Genomic DNA, 17,258 nt, shown 5'->3' with positions numbered 1-17,258 from the left:
AAGGCCCGCCCGGGGGCTGGGCGCATCAAGAGCGCGGATCGCCCGCATCGGGGTCGCGCCGGCCCGTGCCCTTGCCGCGGGCCTTGGCGCGTTCGAGCTTCTGGCGGCGGCGCTCGGCCTCCACGGCCTTGCCGGCCTTGAGCCAGGCCTCGAACTGCGGCGGCGTCTCCAGGGTGATGCGGCCAATCGCACCGCTGCGGAAGTCGGTGAGCACCAGCTCGGCCGCCTTCTGCACGTTGATGCGCCCGCCCGACATCACCGCGCCGCGCTTGCGGCCGATGGCGTCCAGCAGCTCATGGTCGGGCATGGCGGCAATCTGCTCGGGCGTGCTGCCCAGGCGGTAGCGGGCTTCGAGCAGCGGCGCGTACGCGGCCTGCAGCCGGCCCAGCAATTCGAGCGCCACCAGTTCTTCGTCGTAGGCGTTGCGGCCCACGGCGCCGCTGGCCGCCAAATGGAAGCCGCTTTCCGGCACGATGATACGCGGCCACAGCATGCCCGGCGTGTCCCAGAGGTAGAAGTCGTCTTCGAGCGTGATGCGCTGCTCGATCTTGGTCACACCCGCCTCGTCGCCGGTCTTGGCCTGGCGCTTGGCCGACAGCGTGTTGATGAGCGTGGACTTGCCCACGTTCGGAATGCCGCAGATCAGCACGCGCAGCGGCCGCTGCATGCCGCGGCGCAGCGGTGCCAGCGCGCGGCAGGCGTCAATCAGCTTGCGCGCGGGCGCGGTGTCCGACGCGTCGAGCGGGATCGCGCCCGTGGCGGTCTGTGCCTGGTACCAGGCCAGCCACAGCGCGGTGCGTTCGGGGTCGGCCAGGTCCTGCTTGTTGAGCACCTTGAGCTTGGGCTTGCTGCCCGTGAGCTGCGCCAGCAGCGGGTTGGCGCTGGAGCCGGGCAGCCGGGCGTCGAGCAGCTCGATGACCACGTCGATGTCTTTCAGACGTTCGGTGATCGTTTTCTGGGTCAGGTGCATGTGACCCGGGAACCACTGGATGGCCATAGATGCGATGTGCTGCGGTGCGTGGAGGAAGGGCAAAGCCCACGGGGCGGGGGTGGCGGCTGCGGCGGCGGGGCCGGGCTGCGGGGATAATCCGGGCCGGCCCGCGCGGCGGGCCAGCCGATGCGTGGGCCCGCCATTGTCGCAGCCCGCGCGCACTGCCCCGACTTGCACCGATCTCCCCATGGCCCGTTCGCCCTCGTCCCCGCTGTCTGATCTGTGGTTCAAGGGCGTGGTCTGCGCGCTGATTGGCGCGGTCATCGTCATCGGCCCGTGGGTGGCACGCTCGCCTTCGGTGCGCGAGCTGCTCGCGCAGGCGGCGGTGGTCGGCTGGTTTGCGCTGGTGCTGGGCCTGGCTTTTTGCGGCCGGGCGCTGTGGTGGCAATGGCAGCAGCGCCGCTGAGCCCCGAGGCCCCGCTGCGCGATGCGCCCACGGCGCGTGCGGTGATCGCGCTGTGGCAGGCGCGGATGCAGGCACACGGCCTGGCGCTGCGCCCGCCACCGCCCGAGCCCACCACCTGCTGCGGCCGCGGTTGCAACGGCTGCGTGTGGGAAGGCTGGGTGGCTGCGGCCGAGTTCTGGCGCGAGGATGCGCGCAAGGCACTGGGCGATGCAGGCGCTGCAGGCGCCGGGCCCCACGCACCGGCCTGAGGCCTGCGCGGCAGTCCTGTCCCTCTGGCCCAATCCTCAAGCCCAATCGGCCTGAGATCCAGCAAAATCAAGCACGAGCAGCTATCAAAAAAGTAGCGTCTCTGCCCCGCCGCAAGCGTCAGCCCAGCCCCTCCACCGCCATGTACTGCTGCCGCCAAGCCTCAAAGGGCAGCGTATCGGCGGCTTCGATGGCGCGCTGGGTGGCCCAGGATTCCTCGGCCATGGCGTCAAACCGTGCCTGCTGCTCGGCGCTCCAGGGCAGGGCCAGCAGCGCGTCGGCCGCGCGGCGCGACTGGGCCAGTGCAAACGACTCAAAGCGGTTGCCGTGGTCTTGCGCCATGGCGCGCAGCACGCGGGCCGAGGGCGTCTGGTCGGGCACGAACAGCAGCGCGTGCGACTGCTGCAGCGCGGCGCTGTAGGCGTCGGTGCCGTGGGCTGCGTCCAGCGCGCGCGCAATGGGCGCGCAGGCCTGCAGCACCTCGGAGCCCCAGTCGCGCAGGGCAATGCGCTCACCGTTGCGCAGCAGCTCCAGCCCGGGCTCGCGGCCACGTTCGGCGGTCAGGTGCTGGTTTTTCTGCAGCTCGGCAATCTCCTCGGGCGTGTCGGGCGGGCTCTCCGACAGCAGGCAGTGCAGCAAAAACACATCGAGCAACCGGATGGTGTCGGCCGTGATGCCCACGGGCACGAACGGGTCCAAGTCCATCAGGCGCACTTCGACGTATTCGACGCCGCGCTCGCGCAGCGCATGCAGCGGGCGCTCGCCGGTCTTCACGGTACGCTTGGGCCGGATGGTGCCGTAGAACTCGTTTTCAATCTGCAGCAGGCTGGTGCCGAGCTGGTTGTAGTCGCCGCCCGGGTTGCGGATGCCCACGGCCTCGTAGGCCGGATACGGTTGCGTGAGCGCGCCGTGCAGCGAGCGCGCATAGCCGTGCAGGCCGTTGTAGCTCACGGCCAGCGTGGCCTGCGCGTCGCTCTGGTAGCCCAGGCGGCCCATGCGCAGCGAGGTGGCGTGCGGCAGGTACAGGGCCTCGTCGCTCAGGCGCTGCAGGCTGTGCTGGCGGCCTTCCACAAAGCAGGGGCAGAGCGCGGGCGACGCACCGAACAGGTACAGCAGCACGAACGCATGGCGGCGGAAGTTGCGGATCAGCGCAAAGTACTGCTCGCTGCTCACGCCGGGCATCGACCAGTTGTAGTGGATGCCCGAGATCGTCTGCATGCGCCGGCCGTAGCGGTGGCCCAGGCCCATGCGGTACACGCTCTTGGCGCGGCCCACGTTGGAGCCGCCGTAGCGCGCGAGCGGAATCGTCTCGTCGGTGGGCAGGCCGCAGGGCATGCTGGAGACCCACATCAGCTCCCCGCCCTGCTGGGCGAGCGTGCGCAGCACGAACTGGTGGACGGCCGTGAGCTCGTCCAGACACTCCTGCACGCCGTGGGGCGCACCGGTGATCAGTTCGAGCTGCGACTCGCTGTAGTCGGTGGTGATGTGCGGGTGCGTGAGGGCCGAGCCCAGCGCCTGCGGATGCGGCGTGAGCGCCAGCCCCCCGGTGGGCAGCACGCGCAAGCCTTCTTTTTCGATGCCGCGGCGAATGCCCCCCAACGTGGCGGGGGACAGCGCGGCGAGTGTGTCTTGCAAGGTGCTCATGGCGGGATCTGTTCGGTAACCGGCCGGCACCTTAGCACGGAGCCCGCGCGCTTGCAGGCGCAGGCTCCGGCACAGGCGCAGACTCAGCCGCGGCGTGCGGCCATGGCCTTGCCGACTTCCAGCGTGCCCTGGGCCGCGCCGCTGCCCGGCACCTGCTCGCCCTCGCGCGCGGTCACCTCGGCCAGGCGCGCGGCCAGTTGCTCGGGCACGGCATCGCCCAGGCCCAGGTGGATGCCCTGGGTCAGCGTGATGTGCGCGGCCTCGAACGAGCCCGCACCCGCGCACAGGATGGTGCGCGTGGGCGCGCTTTCGTGCGCCAGCACCAGCATGGCGGGCACCACGGCTTCGGGCTTGAGCGCGGCCAGCACCTCTTCGGGCATCAGGCCTTCGGTCATGCGCGTGGCGGCCGTGGGGGCCAGAGCGTTCACATGGATGTGGTGCTTGGCCCCCTCGATCGCCAGCGTCTGCATGAGCCCCACCTGCGCCAGCTTGGCCGCGCCATAGTTGCTCTGGCCGAAGTTGCCGTACAGGCCGGTGGACGACGTGGTCATCACGATGCGGCCGTACTGCTGGGCCACCATGTGCGGCCACACAGCCTTGCAGCAATTGGCCGCGCCCATCAGGTGCACGTCCACCACCAGGCGGAAGTCGGCCATGTCCATCTTGGCAAACGACTTGTCGCGCAGGATGCCCGCGTTGTTGACCAGGATGTCCACGCGGCCCCAGGCGTCGATGGCCTGCTGCACCATGGCCTGCACGGCGTCAAAGTCGGTCACGGAGGCTCCGTTGGCCAGGGCCTCGCCACCGGCTGCGCGGATTTCGTCCACCACGGCCTGCGCCGCGCTCACGGTGCCGCCGGTGCCGTCCACCGCGCCGCCCAGGTCATTGACCAGCACCTTCGCGCCGCGCGCTGCCAATGCCAGCGCGTGCTGGCGGCCCAGGCCGCCACCGGCGCCCGTGACGATGGCCACACGGCCCTGGAAATCGATTGCCATGGAGTTCGCTCCTTGTCGTGTCACTGCACAAAAACATACACCCCAGCGCGGCGGCCTGTTGCCGTCGGCAGCCACCCGCGCCGGCCCGGGCCGCACTGTACGCCAGGCGCCCCCTGCACCTCCGTTGCGCACGCGACTGCACCCAGGCCTGCGGGGCCGCGGGTTATCCCGCATCGGGCTGGACAGCTTTGTGGATAACCCTGAACAAGCCCTGTATGGCGCTGCCAAGTGCTTGATTTCAAAGGGAAAGCCTTGTACCGCTGAAAATTTGGGCAGTGCGTTCACGCGCAGCCCCGGGTTATCCCGCCCCGGGCTGGACAGCTTTGTGGATAACTGTGGACAAGCGCTGTACGGCTGCGCCAAGTGCTTGATTTCATTGGGGCCTGTTCCCAATGCTTAAAAAACAGGCATACCAGCCATCAACCCGCCAAACCCGAAAGCTGGCGCTCCGACGCTATTCATTTCATAGCGGCTCGTGCTTGAATTTGCTGGTCCGCAGGCCGTTTTGGCCCACACTGCGCGGCAGCCCCCGCGCGCGGCCGGGTCAAAGCGCCCGCGGCACAATCGCCCGCATGAGCAGCACCGCCCCTTTCTTTACCGCGCACGTCGAACCAGGCGGCGCGCAATGCGACGCCTGGCCCGAGCAGCCTCTGCTCGTTTCGATGGAGCAAGGCGGCATCGACTGGCCCAGCTCCTGCCGCAACGGCACCTGCCGCACCTGCATCGGCCAGCTGGTCGAAGGCAGCGTGCGCTACACCATCGACTGGCCCGGCCTGACGCCTGAAGAAAAGGCGGAAGGCTGCGTGCTGCCCTGCGTGGCCTACCCCACGTCGGACGTGCGCATCGAAGGCTCGGCCATCTGAGAACCCGGGCGCTGCCCGGCTGCACTAAAATCGGGCCTCTGGAGCCTGGGCGCGCATCCGCACGCCGCTTCAGCAGGTGCGGCACGGCCGCCACGCATGTTCTTTGGGCGGTTCTCGCAGGCAGCGCGCCTGTGGCCACACGAACTGCGCGGCCCGCAGCCCACGGCGCCCCTCCCAAGGAACACCCATGAACACCCCCCTCACCCCTGTCGCCATCTCGCCGGTGGAAGACATCGTGGCCGACATGCGTGCCGGCCGCATCGTGATCCTCGTGGACGAGGAAGACCGCGAGAACGAAGGCGACCTGGTACTGGCCGCCGACCATGTGACGCCCGAGGCCATCAACTTCATGGCCCGCTTCGGTCGCGGGCTGATCTGCCTGACGCTCACGCGCGAGCGCTGCGAGCGCCTGCGCCTGCCGCCCATGGTCAGCCGCAACGGCACCAAGCATTCGACAGCCTTCACGGTCTCCATTGAAGCCGCCGAGGGCGTGACCACCGGCATCTCGGCCGCCGACCGCGCCCGCACCGTGCAGGCCGCCGTGGCCCCCAACGCCCGCGCCGAAGACCTGGTGCAACCCGGCCACATCTTTCCGCTGCAGGCGGTGGACGGCGGCGTGCTCATGCGTGCCGGCCACACCGAAGCCGGTTGCGACCTGGCCGCCATGGCCGGTTGCAGCCCGTCGGCCGTGATCTGCGAGATCATGAAGGACGACGGCACCATGGCCCGCCTGCCCGATCTGCAGCTGTTTGCCGCCGAGCACGGCCTGAAGATCGGCACCATTGCCGACCTGATCGGCCACCGCAGCCGCACCGAATCGCTGGTGCAGAAGGTGGGCTCACGCACGCTGAACACGGCGTTTGGCGAGTTCACCGCGCATGCCTTCCGCGACCTGCCCAGCCAGGCCGTGCACCTGGCGCTCGTCAAGGGCACCTGGGACGCCGGGGCGACCGTGCCCGTGCGCGTGCACGAGCCGCTGTCGGTACTCGACGCGCTCGAAGCCGGCCGCTCCATGCATTCGTGGAGCCTGGACGCCAGCCTGCAGTACCTGCAAAGCCAGGGCCAGGGCGTGGCCGTGCTGCTCAACTGCGGCGAAAGCGCCGAACAGCTGCTGGAGCAGTTTGCAGGCACGGCGCGCGCATCCCAAGCGCCGGAGCGCGGCCGCATGGACCTGCGCACCTACGGCGTGGGCGCGCAGATCCTGCGAGACTGCGGCGTGCAGCGCATGCAGCTCATGGGCCAGCCGCGCCGCATGCCCAGCATGGCCGGCTACGGACTCGAAATCATCGGCTACATCCCCCGCCCCGCGGCCTGAGACCGCACGGCCCCTTTGCTTTTTGCGGCCCCGCCGGGGCCGCCCCACCCCACAGGACACCCCCATGTTTGGCGCAGACAAAGGCACCGCAGACAAGCTTGATGGCAAGAAGCTGCACATCGGCATCGTGCAGGCCCGTTTCAATGAATCCATCACCGACGCGCTGGCCCAGGCCTGCCGCGACGAACTGCGCGCCCTGGGCGTGCAGGACAAGCACATCACCCACGTGAAGGTGCCGGGCGCGCTCGAAGTGCCCGTGGCGCTGCAGGCCATGGCCGAGCGCGACGAGTTCGACGCGCTGATCGCGCTGGGCTGCATCATCCGCGGCGAAACCTACCACTTCGAGCTGGTGGCCAACGAATCCGGCGCGGGCGTCACGCGCATCGGGCTTGACTACCAGTTGCCCGTGGCCAATGCCATCCTCACCACCGAAAACGTCGAGCAGGCCGTGGCCCGCCAGACCGACAAGGGCCGCGACGCTGCGCGCGTGGCGGTGGAAATGGCCAACCTGCTGGACGAACTGTCATGAGCGACACCCCTGACACGCTCCACACGCCCGACGGCAGCGGCCGCCCGCCGCGCCAGTCGCGCACCGGCCTCAAGTCCACGGGCACGCGCAAGGCGGCGTCCAAGTCGAACCGCACGCGGGCGCGCGAATTCGCGCTGCAGGCGCTGTACCAGCACCTGGTGGGCGGCAACGATGCGGCGTCGATCGACACCTTCACGCGCGACCTGGCGGGCTTTCACAAGGCCGACGCGGCGCACTACGACGCGCTGCTGCACGGCTGCATCGAACTGGCCGACGATCTGGACGCCCTGATCAAGCCCTTGCTGGACCGCAAGCTCGGCGAGATCTCGCCGATCGAGCGGGCCACCATGTGGATTGGCGCCTATGAGTTCCAGCACTGCCTGGATGTGCCCTGGCGCGTGGTCATCAACGAATGCATCGAGCTGGCCAAGGAGTTTGGCGGCACCGACGGCCACAAGTACGTGAACGCCGTGCTCAACGGCCTGGCCCCGCGCCTGCGTGCCGCCGAAGTCGCGCAGGACAAGAGCGGCGCTGCGCCTGCCGCACCCGCGCCTGTGGAAGCAGCGGCGGCCCCTGCAGCCGACGCACCCCCGGCCGCCTGAACGCCGCCACGGCCCGCATGCGGGCCGGCTCCCGCGGCCACCGCCATCGCCGCGCTTCTTCGTCTTTGGCCCGCCCCTGGCGGCTGCCCCCGCCCACACCACCATGCACTTTGCCGCCCGCGCCGAACGCATCGAACCCTTTTACGTGATGGAGGTCGCCAAGGCCGCGCAGGCCCTGGCGCAGCAGGTGGCACACACCGACCAGCCGATGATCTTCCTGAACATCGGCGAGCCCGACTTCACCGCCCCGCCGCTGGTGCAGGAAGCCGCGGCCCGTGCCGTGCGCGATGGGGCCACGCAGTACACGCAGGCACTGGGCCTGCCCGCGCTGCGCGAGCGCATCAGCCAGTGGTACGCCGACCGCTTTGGCGTGCAGGTGCCCGCGCGGCGCATCGTGGTCACGGCCGGGGCCTCGGCCGCGCTGCAGCTGGCCTGCCTGGCGTTGGTGGACGAAGGCGACGAAGTGCTGATGCCAGACCCGAGCTACCCCTGCAACCGCCACTTCGTGAGCGCCGCAGGCGGCACGGCCGTGCTGCTGGCCACCACGGCGCAAGAGCGCTTCCAGCTCAGCGCCGCCAAAGTCGAGGCGGCCTGGGGCCCACGCACGCGGGGCGTGCTGCTGGCATCGCCCTCCAACCCCACGGGCACCTCGATCGCGCCCGAGGAGCTGCGCCGCATCCACGCCACCGTGCAGGCACGCGGCGGCGTGACGCTGATCGACGAGATCTACCTGGGCTTGAGCTACGACGAGCGCTTTGGCCACACGGCGCTGGCGCTGGATGAGCAGGTGGTCAGCATCAACAGCTTCAGCAAATACTTCAACATGACGGGCTGGCGCCTGGGCTGGATGGTGGTGCCTGAGGCCATGGTGCCCGTAGTCGAGAAGCTCGCGCAAAACCTGTTCATTTGCGCGAGCACCGTGTCGCAACTCGCGGCGCTGGCCTGCTTCGAGCGCGAGAGCCTGGCCGAATACGAGCGCCGCCGCGCCGAGTTCCGCGCGCGCCGGGACTTTTTTATTCCTGCGCTGCAATCACTGGGCCTGGCGGTGCCGGTGCAGCCCGATGGCGCGTTCTACGCCTGGGCCGACTGCACGCAGGCGGCCGAGCGCCTGGGCGTGCAGGGCAGCTGGGATTGCGCATTTGCCATCATGCGCGCCGCGCACCTGGCCATCACACCTGGGCGCGACTTCGGCACGGCCGACACCGGCCGTTTTGTGCGGTTTTCCACCGCCAATTCCATGGCCCAGCTCGAAGAGGCTGTGGCGCGGCTGCGCCGCGTACTGGCCTGAAGGCCCCGGCCATGCAGGCACCGGCTTACACGCACCGCATCCGGGTGTACTGGGAGGACACCGATGCCGGCGGCATCGTGTTCTATGCCAACTACCTCAAGTTCTTCGAGCGCGCGCGCACCGAATGGCTGCGCGCCCGCGGCATCGGCCAGCAGCAATTGCGGGAACAAACCGGTGGAATGTTTGTCGTAACCGACGCGCAACTGCGCTACCACCGCCCGGCGCGGCTGGACGACGAACTTCTGGTGACCGCGCGCCTGCAAGAGGCCGGCCGCGCATCCCTGACAATCGCCCAGCAGGCTTGGCTTGCCGATTCTTCCGACGTGAACACCCCGCCCGCCTCTTTGCTGTGTGAAGCCCAGGTCCGCATTGGCTGGGTGGCGGGCGATTCCCTGCGGCCGGCGCGCATGCCCGCCGCCCTTGTGCACTCTTTATCCGCAACATGAACCACACCAACATGTCCATCGTGAGCCTGGTGCTGCAGGCGAGCTGGGTTGTGCAGCTCGTCATGCTGCTGCTGATCAGCGTGTCGGTGGCCAGCTGGGCGGCCATCTTCCGCAAGCTGTTCGCACTGCGCCAGATCAAGACGCTCAATGAAGACTTCGAGCGCGAATTCTGGTCGGGCACCAGCCTGAACGACCTGTATGCCGGCGCCGTGCAGAACGCCAAGCAATGCGGCCCGATGGAACGCATTTTTGCCAGTGGCATGCGCGAGTTCCAGAAGCTGCGCGAGCGCCGCATCACAGACCCCGGCACGCTGCTAGACGGCGCCCGCCGCGCCATGCGCGCGAGCTTTCAGCGCGAGATGGACGTGGTCGAATCGAGCCTGTCGTTCCTGGCCTCGGTCGGCTCGGTCAGCCCCTATGTGGGCCTGTTCGGCACCGTGTGGGGCATCATGCACGCCTTCACCGGCTTTGCGAGCATGGAGCAGATCACGCTGGCCACCGTGGCGCCGGGCATCGCCGAGGCGCTGGTGGCCACGGCCATCGGGCTGTTCGCGGCCATTCCGGCGGTGCTCGCCTACAACCGCTTTGCGCGCGACATCGACCGTGTGGCCATCCACCAGGAGACCTTCATTGAAGAGTTCTCCAACATCCTGCAGCGCAACCTGGCCGCGCAGCCGGGTGGCACGGCATCCGGCCACTGAACGCACGCAGGAGAGCCCATGCCCGCCACCGCTGTCCGCGGCCGAGGCCGCCGCACCATGAACGAGATCAACATGGTGCCTTTCATCGACGTGATGCTGGTGCTGCTGATCATCTTCATGGTCACGGCGCCCATGCTCACGCCTGGCATGGTGGATGTGCCGAGCGTGGGCAAGGCTCAGAACGCCCCGAGTGAGAAAGAAAAAGCCTATGTCGTCATCGACAAGGAGGGTTCCATCCAGTTCAAGACCGACGGTAACTCCCGAAGGGTATCGGTTGACGAGATAGGAAAATTGGCCTCTCAATGGATGACCACCCAGCAAAGTGATCGGAGCGTCGTACTAATCCAAGCAGACAAAAGCGTGGAGTACGACAAGGTCATGCAGGCGCTGCAAGCGCTGCAGGCAGCAGGCATTAAGCGGGCGGCTTTGGATGTTCGAAAGAGCGGTCGCTAAGGCGACGCGTTTTCAGTCTCTCTGCGCACCATGACCGCCCATCCCGACCGCGACCATCTCGCCCCGCCCGCACCACCCGGCCTCGGCCGGGCTGTGGTGCTGGCCGTGCTGGTGCATGCGGTGCTGATCGGCGCGCTGACCTGGGGCGTGAACTGGAAGCCCACGGCCGAACAACCGGCCGTGGTGGCCGAGCTGTGGTCCAGCGTGCCGCAGGAGGCCGCACCGCGCGCGGTGGAGCCTCCGCCGCCCCCGCCCCCCCCACCGCTGCCGGAACCAGCCCCTCGCCCCGCGCCGCCGCCCAAGCCGCCCGTGGCCGAGCCCGACCCGCGCGAGGCCCAGATCGCCATCGAGAAGGAAAAGGAACGCAAGCGCCTGGAACAGGAGAAGCGCGAGCGCGAACAGAAGGAACGTGAACGCAAGGAACGCGAACGCGCCGAGAAAGACAAGAAAGAACGCGAACTCAAGGAACGCGAGCAGAAAGAACGCGAGCAAAAGGAACGCGAGGAGCGCCGCGTGGCCGAGCAGAAGAAGGCCGAACAAGAGCGCCAGAAGAAGCAGGCCGAGGAGCGCCGCAAGGCCGAAGAAGCCCGCCGCACCGAAGAATTGCGGCAGGAGCAGCTGCGCCGCATCCAGGGCCTGGCCAATGCCACGGGCGGCGAGAACGCGCGCGGTACGGCCGAGCGTTCCTCGGGCCCCTCGGGCAGCTACGCGGGCCGCGTGGCCGCGCGCGTCAAGCCCAACATCGTGTACCCCGAGGTGGTCAGCGGCAACCCGCGCGCCGAGGTGGAGGTGCGCGCCGCGCCTGACGGTACCATCACGGGCATCCGGCTCACGCAGTCCAGCGGCAACAAGGCCTGGGACGACGCCGTGGTGCGGGCGCTGCAACGCACCGAGACCCTGCCCCGCGATGTGGACGGGCGCGTGCCCTCGTCGCTGGTGATCGGCTTCCGCCCACAGGACTGACTCCGGCGGCACACAGCGCACGTGCCCCACCCGGCCGGACGTGCCCCACCAGGGCGCCCCGGCCCGCTTGCACCACCCAGAGACCACCATGACCCATCCTGCCAGCCCCGAACTCCTGCTGCCCGCCGGCTCGCTCGACAAGATGCGCGCCGCCTACGACTTTGGCGCCGACGCCGTGTACGCGGGCCAGCCGCGCTACAGCCTGCGCGCACGCAACAACGAGTTCCGCCTGGAGCAGATCGCCCAGGGCATAGCCGAAGCGCACGCGCGCGGCAAGAAGTTCTTTGTGACCAGCAACCTGATTGCGCACAACGACAAGGTGCGCACGTACCTGCGCGACATCGAACCGGTGATGGAATGCAAGCCCGACGCGCTGATCATGGCCGACCCGGGGCTGATCATGATGGTCAAGGAGAAGTGGCCCGAGGCCGAGGTGCACCTCTCGGTGCAGGCCAACACCACCAACTGGGCCACGGTGAAGTTCTGGCAGAAGGTGGGCGTGACGCGCATCATCCTCTCGCGCGAGCTGAGCCTGGACGAGATCGAGAAGATCCGCCAGGAATGCCCGGACATGGAACTGGAAGTGTTCGTGCACGGCGCGCTGTGCATTGCCTATTCGGGCCGCTGCCTGCTGTCGGGCTACTTCAACCGGCGCGACCCCAACCAGGGCACCTGCACCAACGCCTGCCGCTGGGAATACAAAACCCACAACGCCGCGGTGGACCCGAACACCGGCGAAGCCCTGGCCCTGCCCATGGAGGCCGGCTTCGACTTCGGCAAAGCGCGCGAAGAAGCCGACGCCCAGTTCACCGCCACCGAGGGCAGCACCTGTGGCAGCGGCCAGCGCCACCCCAAGGCCGACCAGGTCTACCTGATCGAGGAGATGGGGCGTCCGGGCGAGCTCATGCCCATCATGGAGGACGAGCACGGCACGTACATCATGAACAGCAAGGACCTGCGCGCGGTCGAGCATGTGCAGCGCCTGGTGCAGATCGGGGTGGATTCGCTCAAGATCGAGGGCCGCACCAAGAGCCTGTACTACGTGGCGCGCACCGCCCAGGTGTACCGCCGCGCCATCGACGACGCCGTGGCGGGCCGCCCGTTCGACCCCACGCTGATCACCGAACTCGAAGGTCTGGCCAACCGCGGCTACACCGGCGGCCTGCTGGAGCGCCGCCCCGCGCAGGACTACCAGAACTACGAAACCGGCCACTCGACCCTGCACCGCAGCCACTTTGTGGGCGAAGTGCGCGCCGTGGCCGACGGCTGGGCCGAGGTGGAAACCAAGAACCGTTTTGCCGTGGGCGACACGCTGGAGATCATCCACCCCTCGGGCAACCGCCGCATGGCGCTGACCACCATGCACGACCTGGAAGGCCAGCCCGTCACCGTAGCGGCCGGCAACCCAGTGCGGGTGCGCATCCCCATCGAAGGCCCGGCCGAGGGAGCGCTGATCGCGCGCCTGCTGTAAGCCGCAGCAGCCTCAGACCGCAGGGCGCAGCGCCGGGGCGCGCAGGCCCGCCCACTCCAGCTCGGCCAGCACCAGCACCGCCAGGCCCTGCAACAGCACCCAGGCTGTGCCCACGGTGGTGAGCGGCAGACCCGCGCCCCAGGCCAGCCAGGCGCTGGCGGCCACCCAGACGAAGTTGCCGAGGACGATGGCACGCACGCCGGGCTGCGGCAGTTGCGGGCGCGATGCCACCCAGGCCATGAAGCATGCCGCCAGCAGCGACAGGGCCCCGGCCAGCGCCACCAGCGCCTCCGGCAGACCGGTCCACTGCGCGATGGGCCCTGCGCCCAGCAGGTGCGAGGCGGCCATGCCGAAACCAGTGCCGGCGTCCAGCCACAGCACGCGGCGCAGGGTGGAGGGTTGGATCGTGAACATGCAGAACTCCTGTGAACGGGTTGAAACGAGCCGCCATGGTCGGTGGCCCAGGTCATCGCGTCGATGACCTCTCTGGTCATGGCCAACGCCCGCCCGGGCGTTCCGCTGCGCGGCAAAGCTGCCCACAATCCGGGGCATGAGCACCGACACCCAGCCCCACTCACCTGCATTCGCGCCCGCCGCACGCCGCGTGTCGGTGGGCGACCACCTGCGCCTGTGGCGACAGCGACGCCGCCTGAGCCAGCAAGAGCTGGCCCATGACGCTGCGCTCTCGCCCCGGCACCTGAGCTGCGTGGAAACCGGCAAGGCCAGCCCCAGCCGCGAGCTGGTGCTGCGCCTGTGCGAGCGCCTGGCCGTGCCGCTGCGCGAGCGCAACGCCTGGCTGGTGGCGGCAGGCTTTGCGCCCATGTACCGCGAGCAGCCGCTGGACGACCCGTCGCTGCACGCCGCCCGCCAGGCCGTGCAGCACCTGCTGGACCGCCACGCGCCCTGGCCCGCCGTCGCGTTTGACCGGCACTGGAACCTGGTGCTGGCCAACCGCATGGTGCAGCCGCTGCTGGCGGGTGTGGACGCCGCGCTGCTGCAGCCCCCCGTGAACCTGCTGCGCGTGAGCCTGCACCCGTTGGGCCTCGCACCCCGCATCGTCAACCTCAACCAATGGCGCGAGCACCTGTTTGCCCGCCTGCAGCAGCAACTGCAGCACAGCTTTGACGCCGCATTGCAGGCGCTGCTGGCCGAACTGCAGGCCTACCCCGGCCAGACACCGGAGAAGGCGCAGCGCCTGGACGGCGAGCACCCCGGCGTGCTCATGCCCTTCCTCGTCGAGTCGCCCTGGGGCGTGCTGAACCTGATCAGCACCACCACGGTGTTTGGCTCGCCCACAGACATCACGCTGCAGGAGCTGGCGCTCGAGACCTTTTTCCCGGGGGACGAGGCCACGGCACAGGTGCTGCAGACGCTGGCGGCCGAAACGGCGCCGCCGCCACGGGCATAAGAGAATTGCAGCCAAATCAGCCGCTCGTGCTTATCAATCAAGCACAAGCAGCTACTGATTTAATAGCAACTCCGGACATCTGTTCATCCGTGCGGGGCACTTGCCGCCCCGCTGTTGCTGGGGAAGCTCTGCATCACCCTCGCGAGGATGCGCAGGTGCGGGTCGGGACGGACCGCAAGGCGCTTTTGGCAACCCATCGCCGCGCTATGGGAAAGATAAGCAACGCAGCGGACTGCCCAAGGCCGTGCCCGCACAGACCGCAGGGCGATACGCAAAGCTTCCCAAGGGCGCGTCGTGGGGCGTGGGGCCTGACGCCGAGGCCTGACACCCGCACAGCCGATCGCCGGCGTGGACGCAGGCGGCGCGCGTCAGGCGGCGGGGGTGGGCGGTCGGTCCTGCGCCGGGGCCGGGCGGCCCAGCAGGTAGCCCTGGAGTTGGTCGCAGCCCTCTTGCAACAGCACGCCGCGCTCGGCTTCGGTCTCCACACCCTCGGCCACCACCACCAGGCCCAGGCTGTGCCCCATCGACACAATGGCCCGCACCAGCGAGCGCTTGCGCGCATCCTGATCCACGCCGCGCACAAAGCTGCGGTCGATCTTGACGGTGCTCAGGCGAAAGCGCGCGAGGTAGCTCAACGACGAATACCCAGTGCCGAAGTCGTCGAGCGACAGGCCCCAGCCCGCATCACGCAGGCGGGCCAGCAGGCCCTGCAGTTCCTCGTCCTCCCCGGCCAGCACCGATTCGGTGAGTTCCAGCTCGATCTGCGAGGCGGGCAAGCCGTGCAGCAGCAGCAGCGAATACAGCTGCAGCTCGAAGTCCTTGTGCAGAAACTGCCGCACCGACACGTTGACGCTGACCACCGGCGCGTGCCCATGCGCTGCCCGCCAGGCGGCCACCTGGCGCATGGCCTCGTTCATCACCCAATGGCCCAAATCCAGGATCAGCGCCGACTGCTCGGCAATCGGAATGAAACGGTCGGGGCCTACAGGGCCCAGCGTGGGGCTGTTCCAGCGCAGCAGGGCCTCGACCTTGACCGGCGCGCCGGTGCGGGCGTCGCAGATCGGCTGGTAGTGCAGTTGCAGCTCTTGAGAGCCCTCGGCCAGCGCACTGCGCAGCGCCGATTCGAGCCGCAGCGATGCCGCCAGGCGCGCGTCCATGTCGTCGCTGAAGAAGCGCCATTCGCCACGGCCGTGGGCCTTGGCCTCGTACAGCGCCAGCTCGGCATGCTGCAGCAGCGCCTGCGGCGAGCTGCCCTCCGGCTGCGAGAACGCGATGCCGATGCTCGCGCCCATGGTCACGCCCAGCCCGCCCTGGCGCACCTCGCGTTGCAGTTGGGCCAGCACCTGGCGCGCGCGGTCTTCCACCGCCAGCACGCTCTCGCGTCCGGCCAGGCCGGACATCACCATCACAAATTCGTCACCGCCCACGCGGGCCAGCAGGTCGCTGCCCTGGCAGCAACTGCCCAGCAGCTGCGAGATCTCGCGCAGCACCTCGTCGCCTTTGAGGTGGCCCAGCGCGTCGTTGATCTTCTTGAAGTGGTCGATGTCGATCAGCAACAGCGCGCAGCGCTGGCTCTGCGCCTCGCTGCGGGCCAGCAGTTCGCGCAGCTTGAACTCCAGGTGCTGGCGGTTGGGCAGACCGGTGAGCAGATCGGAGGTCACGAGGCGCAGACGTTCCTCCTCGGCCTGCTTGCGCTCGGTCAGGTCGCGCACCTGGGCCAGCACCACGATCTGACCAAAGTCGTTGAAGCTCGAATAGATGATCTCGGCCGGAAACACCCCGCCATCGGCACGGCGAATGCGCCGCTCCATCGTGACCGGCATGGACATGGCACCGCGCCCCGCCACGGCGTTGATCTCGTGCACCACTCGCGCGGTCTCGCGCTCGTCGGCCGACAGCAGCGGCACAGGCTTGCCCACCATGAGCCGGGGCGAGCGCACGCCCGCCAGGCGCGCAAAACTGTCGTTGCAGAACAGCACCGTGCCGTCGATGCGGCGGGCCACCACGGCATCCGGCAGGTGTCGGATCACCTGCTCCAGCCGCCGGCGCGACTGGCGCGAGGCCGTGCTCACCAGCACCAGGCCCAGAATGAGGTTGGTGGTCCAACTCGTCAGTGCCGCAGGCAGGCTTTGGTGCACGGTCGAAAAGTTCGCCCCGTCGATGAGCAGGAACGCGAAGCCTGCGGCGCGCAGCGCAAACGCGCCCCCCACCCAGGGCAGCTGCAGCCGCGTGAAGAAGAAGTAGCTGGACCAGACGTACAGCAGCACCATCAGCGCCAGCACGAGCAGCCGCCCGGCGAGCTGGTCCACCCCGAAGCCCACGGCTGCAATCAGCCCCGACAAGCCCAGCGACCAAGCCATCAGACGCCACCAGGGCACCACACGGCCCTGCACCGCCTCGTTGGCGCTGTACATGCACACGAGATAAAAACCCGTGAGCAGCACCGCCACGGCCCCGAGCCAGGGCGCTCCGCCCAGCTGGTAGCGGAACCCGGTGATGGATGCCAGCGCCAGCGCAAGATGCGCCCAGCCCCATAGCCACGCAGCATGGTGGAGCCGGTCGCCCGACCAGACCAGGAAGAAGGCCAGCGCGAGCAATGCAACGGAGTACGCCCCTACGTCGTAGACCGCAAACACGAGCGCTGCCTCCCGTCTGGGTGGGGGCCGCACCGGTGTCGGCTGGACACGGACCGCAGCCCTACCTTGTGCACCGACTATATCGACGAGCCCACACCTGTTGCAACCGGTTACGGCCATAACCCGCGAGGGGTGCAGTGCCAAAGCCGCAAATGCAGCCGAGCCCGCGTTTTGTCATGCCCGTGTCAGGCGACTGCGGCAGCCGCGCGGTCGGGGTCGCTGCGCCAGGTGGCCTTGCCATGCCGCGGGCCGGAGTCCAACGGGGCCGGCCGCTGCCGGTGACCCGGAAGGCGCGCGGGTC

At 68.8% G+C, this 17,258-nt stretch carries 18 protein-coding genes; 13 read left to right on the top strand and 5 right to left on the bottom strand.

Going from position 1 to position 17,258, the window contains the following annotated elements:
- Positions 1–25 precede the first annotated feature (25 nt).
- Positions 26–997 carry a ribosome biogenesis GTPase YlqF gene (gene ylqF / locus ABD866_RS03215; RefSeq protein WP_345061066.1) on the bottom strand — a complete coding sequence of 324 codons (972 nt, stop codon included), beginning with the start codon at positions 995–997 and terminating at the stop codon, positions 26–28.
- A gap of 181 nt (positions 998–1,178) precedes the next feature.
- Between ylqF and ABD866_RS03210 the strand changes: the two genes are divergently transcribed.
- On the top strand, positions 1,179–1,397 hold the full coding sequence (locus tag ABD866_RS03210) for a hypothetical protein (RefSeq protein ID WP_345061064.1): 219 nt from the start codon (positions 1,179–1,181) through the stop codon (positions 1,395–1,397).
- Complete coding sequence (locus ABD866_RS03205) at positions 1,379–1,645, top strand: oxidoreductase-like domain-containing protein (protein ID WP_345061062.1); 267 nt, start codon at positions 1,379–1,381, stop codon at positions 1,643–1,645. The genes ABD866_RS03210 and ABD866_RS03205 overlap by 19 nt, the downstream gene beginning before the upstream one ends.
- A gap of 118 nt (positions 1,646–1,763) precedes the next feature.
- On the opposite strand, the gene gshA is transcribed toward ABD866_RS03205, so the two are convergent.
- Both gshA and ABD866_RS03195 read right to left on the bottom strand, forming a co-directional pair.
- Positions 1,764–3,287: a glutamate--cysteine ligase gene (gshA, locus tag ABD866_RS03200; RefSeq protein WP_345061060.1), complete on the bottom strand. Its 1,524-nt coding sequence runs from the start codon at positions 3,285–3,287 to the stop codon at positions 1,764–1,766.
- An 83-nt stretch (positions 3,288–3,370) separates the two neighbouring features.
- The gene (locus tag ABD866_RS03195; protein WP_345061058.1) at positions 3,371–4,282 is read right to left on the bottom strand and encodes an SDR family NAD(P)-dependent oxidoreductase; all 912 of its coding nucleotides are present in this window, start codon (positions 4,280–4,282) and stop codon (positions 3,371–3,373) included.
- Between the two features lie 572 nt (positions 4,283–4,854).
- Between ABD866_RS03195 and ABD866_RS03190 the strand changes: the two genes are divergently transcribed.
- From ABD866_RS03190 to trhP, 10 genes are all read left to right on the top strand, one after another.
- On the top strand, positions 4,855–5,145 hold the full coding sequence (locus tag ABD866_RS03190) for a 2Fe-2S iron-sulfur cluster-binding protein (protein WP_345061056.1): 291 nt from the start codon (positions 4,855–4,857) through the stop codon (positions 5,143–5,145).
- A gap of 187 nt (positions 5,146–5,332) precedes the next feature.
- Positions 5,333–6,460 (top strand): bifunctional 3,4-dihydroxy-2-butanone-4-phosphate synthase/GTP cyclohydrolase II, encoded by a 1,128-nt coding sequence (gene ribBA, locus ABD866_RS03185; RefSeq protein WP_345061054.1) that lies wholly within the window; start codon positions 5,333–5,335, stop codon positions 6,458–6,460.
- A 64-nt stretch (positions 6,461–6,524) separates the two neighbouring features.
- Positions 6,525–6,989 (top strand): 6,7-dimethyl-8-ribityllumazine synthase, encoded by a 465-nt coding sequence (gene ribH / locus ABD866_RS03180; protein ID WP_345061052.1) that lies wholly within the window; start codon positions 6,525–6,527, stop codon positions 6,987–6,989.
- Complete coding sequence (nusB, locus tag ABD866_RS03175) at positions 6,986–7,591, top strand: transcription antitermination factor NusB (protein ID WP_345061050.1); 606 nt, start codon at positions 6,986–6,988, stop codon at positions 7,589–7,591. Before ribH ends, nusB begins: the two co-directional genes overlap by 4 nt.
- A 103-nt stretch (positions 7,592–7,694) precedes the next feature.
- Positions 7,695–8,879 (top strand): pyridoxal phosphate-dependent aminotransferase, encoded by a 1,185-nt coding sequence (locus tag ABD866_RS03170; RefSeq protein ID WP_345061048.1) that lies wholly within the window; start codon positions 7,695–7,697, stop codon positions 8,877–8,879.
- Between the two features lie 11 nt (positions 8,880–8,890).
- A complete protein-coding gene (gene ybgC, locus ABD866_RS03165; protein ID WP_345061047.1) occupies positions 8,891–9,325 on the top strand; it encodes a tol-pal system-associated acyl-CoA thioesterase in 435 nt (144 codons plus the stop codon).
- Positions 9,322–10,026, top strand: a complete 705-nt coding sequence (tolQ, locus tag ABD866_RS03160; protein ID WP_345061046.1) for a protein TolQ — start codon at positions 9,322–9,324, stop codon at positions 10,024–10,026. The genes ybgC and tolQ overlap by 4 nt, the downstream gene beginning before the upstream one ends.
- An 18-nt stretch (positions 10,027–10,044) precedes the next feature.
- Positions 10,045–10,479 carry an ExbD/TolR family protein gene (locus tag ABD866_RS03155; protein WP_345061045.1) on the top strand — a complete coding sequence of 145 codons (435 nt, stop codon included), beginning with the start codon at positions 10,045–10,047 and terminating at the stop codon, positions 10,477–10,479.
- A gap of 30 nt (positions 10,480–10,509) precedes the next feature.
- Positions 10,510–11,442 carry a cell envelope integrity protein TolA gene (gene tolA, locus ABD866_RS03150; protein ID WP_345061044.1) on the top strand — a complete coding sequence of 311 codons (933 nt, stop codon included), beginning with the start codon at positions 10,510–10,512 and terminating at the stop codon, positions 11,440–11,442.
- An 88-nt stretch (positions 11,443–11,530) separates the two neighbouring features.
- Positions 11,531–12,913, top strand: a complete 1,383-nt coding sequence (gene trhP, locus ABD866_RS03145) for a prephenate-dependent tRNA uridine(34) hydroxylase TrhP (RefSeq protein ID WP_345061043.1) — start codon at positions 11,531–11,533, stop codon at positions 12,911–12,913.
- A 12-nt stretch (positions 12,914–12,925) separates the two neighbouring features.
- On the opposite strand, the gene ABD866_RS03140 is transcribed toward trhP, so the two are convergent.
- Positions 12,926–13,327, bottom strand: a complete 402-nt coding sequence (locus ABD866_RS03140) for a hypothetical protein (protein ID WP_345061042.1) — start codon at positions 13,325–13,327, stop codon at positions 12,926–12,928.
- 136 nt (positions 13,328–13,463) lie between these two features.
- Here ABD866_RS03140 and ABD866_RS03135 point away from each other — a divergent pair, with 136 nt between their 5' ends.
- Positions 13,464–14,321, top strand: coding sequence for a helix-turn-helix domain-containing protein (locus ABD866_RS03135; protein ID WP_345061041.1), 858 nt, complete (start codon positions 13,464–13,466; stop codon positions 14,319–14,321).
- A 368-nt stretch (positions 14,322–14,689) separates the two neighbouring features.
- Here ABD866_RS03135 and ABD866_RS03130 read toward each other — a convergent pair whose 3' ends face one another.
- A complete protein-coding gene (locus ABD866_RS03130; protein WP_345061040.1) occupies positions 14,690–16,957 on the bottom strand; it encodes a putative bifunctional diguanylate cyclase/phosphodiesterase in 2,268 nt (755 codons plus the stop codon).
- Between the last annotated feature and the right edge of the window lie 301 nt (positions 16,958–17,258).

It is taken from the genome of Acidovorax lacteus (assembly GCF_039540375.1).
Classification (GTDB): domain Bacteria; phylum Pseudomonadota; class Gammaproteobacteria; order Burkholderiales; family Burkholderiaceae_C; genus Acidovorax_G; species Acidovorax_G lacteus.
Note: the sequence above shows the minus strand (reverse complement) of the source record. Positions and strands in the feature narration are given on the sequence as shown.

Bases quoted from the DNA above. Each gene is read 5' to 3' on its own strand.
- ylqF (WP_345061066.1), bottom strand. From the start codon at position 997: ATGGCCATCCAGTGGTTCCCGGGTCACATGCACCTGACCCAGAAAACG.
- ABD866_RS03210 (WP_345061064.1), top strand. From the start codon at position 1,179: ATGGCCCGTTCGCCCTCGTCCCCGCTGTCTGATCTGTGGTTCAAGGGC.
- ABD866_RS03205 (WP_345061062.1), top strand. From the start codon at position 1,379: ATGGCAGCAGCGCCGCTGAGCCCCGAGGCCCCGCTGCGCGATGCGCCC.
- gshA (WP_345061060.1), bottom strand. From the start codon at position 3,287: ATGAGCACCTTGCAAGACACACTCGCCGCGCTGTCCCCCGCCACGTTG.
- ABD866_RS03195 (WP_345061058.1), bottom strand. From the start codon at position 4,282: ATGGCAATCGATTTCCAGGGCCGTGTGGCCATCGTCACGGGCGCCGGT.
- ABD866_RS03190 (WP_345061056.1), top strand. From the start codon at position 4,855: ATGAGCAGCACCGCCCCTTTCTTTACCGCGCACGTCGAACCAGGCGGC.
- ribBA (WP_345061054.1), top strand. From the start codon at position 5,333: ATGAACACCCCCCTCACCCCTGTCGCCATCTCGCCGGTGGAAGACATC.
- ribH (WP_345061052.1), top strand. From the start codon at position 6,525: ATGTTTGGCGCAGACAAAGGCACCGCAGACAAGCTTGATGGCAAGAAG.
- nusB (WP_345061050.1), top strand. From the start codon at position 6,986: ATGAGCGACACCCCTGACACGCTCCACACGCCCGACGGCAGCGGCCGC.
- ABD866_RS03170 (WP_345061048.1), top strand. From the start codon at position 7,695: ATGCACTTTGCCGCCCGCGCCGAACGCATCGAACCCTTTTACGTGATG.
- ybgC (WP_345061047.1), top strand. From the start codon at position 8,891: ATGCAGGCACCGGCTTACACGCACCGCATCCGGGTGTACTGGGAGGAC.
- tolQ (WP_345061046.1), top strand. From the start codon at position 9,322: ATGAACCACACCAACATGTCCATCGTGAGCCTGGTGCTGCAGGCGAGC.
- ABD866_RS03155 (WP_345061045.1), top strand. From the start codon at position 10,045: ATGCCCGCCACCGCTGTCCGCGGCCGAGGCCGCCGCACCATGAACGAG.
- tolA (WP_345061044.1), top strand. From the start codon at position 10,510: ATGACCGCCCATCCCGACCGCGACCATCTCGCCCCGCCCGCACCACCC.
- trhP (WP_345061043.1), top strand. From the start codon at position 11,531: ATGACCCATCCTGCCAGCCCCGAACTCCTGCTGCCCGCCGGCTCGCTC.
- ABD866_RS03140 (WP_345061042.1), bottom strand. From the start codon at position 13,327: ATGTTCACGATCCAACCCTCCACCCTGCGCCGCGTGCTGTGGCTGGAC.
- ABD866_RS03135 (WP_345061041.1), top strand. From the start codon at position 13,464: ATGAGCACCGACACCCAGCCCCACTCACCTGCATTCGCGCCCGCCGCA.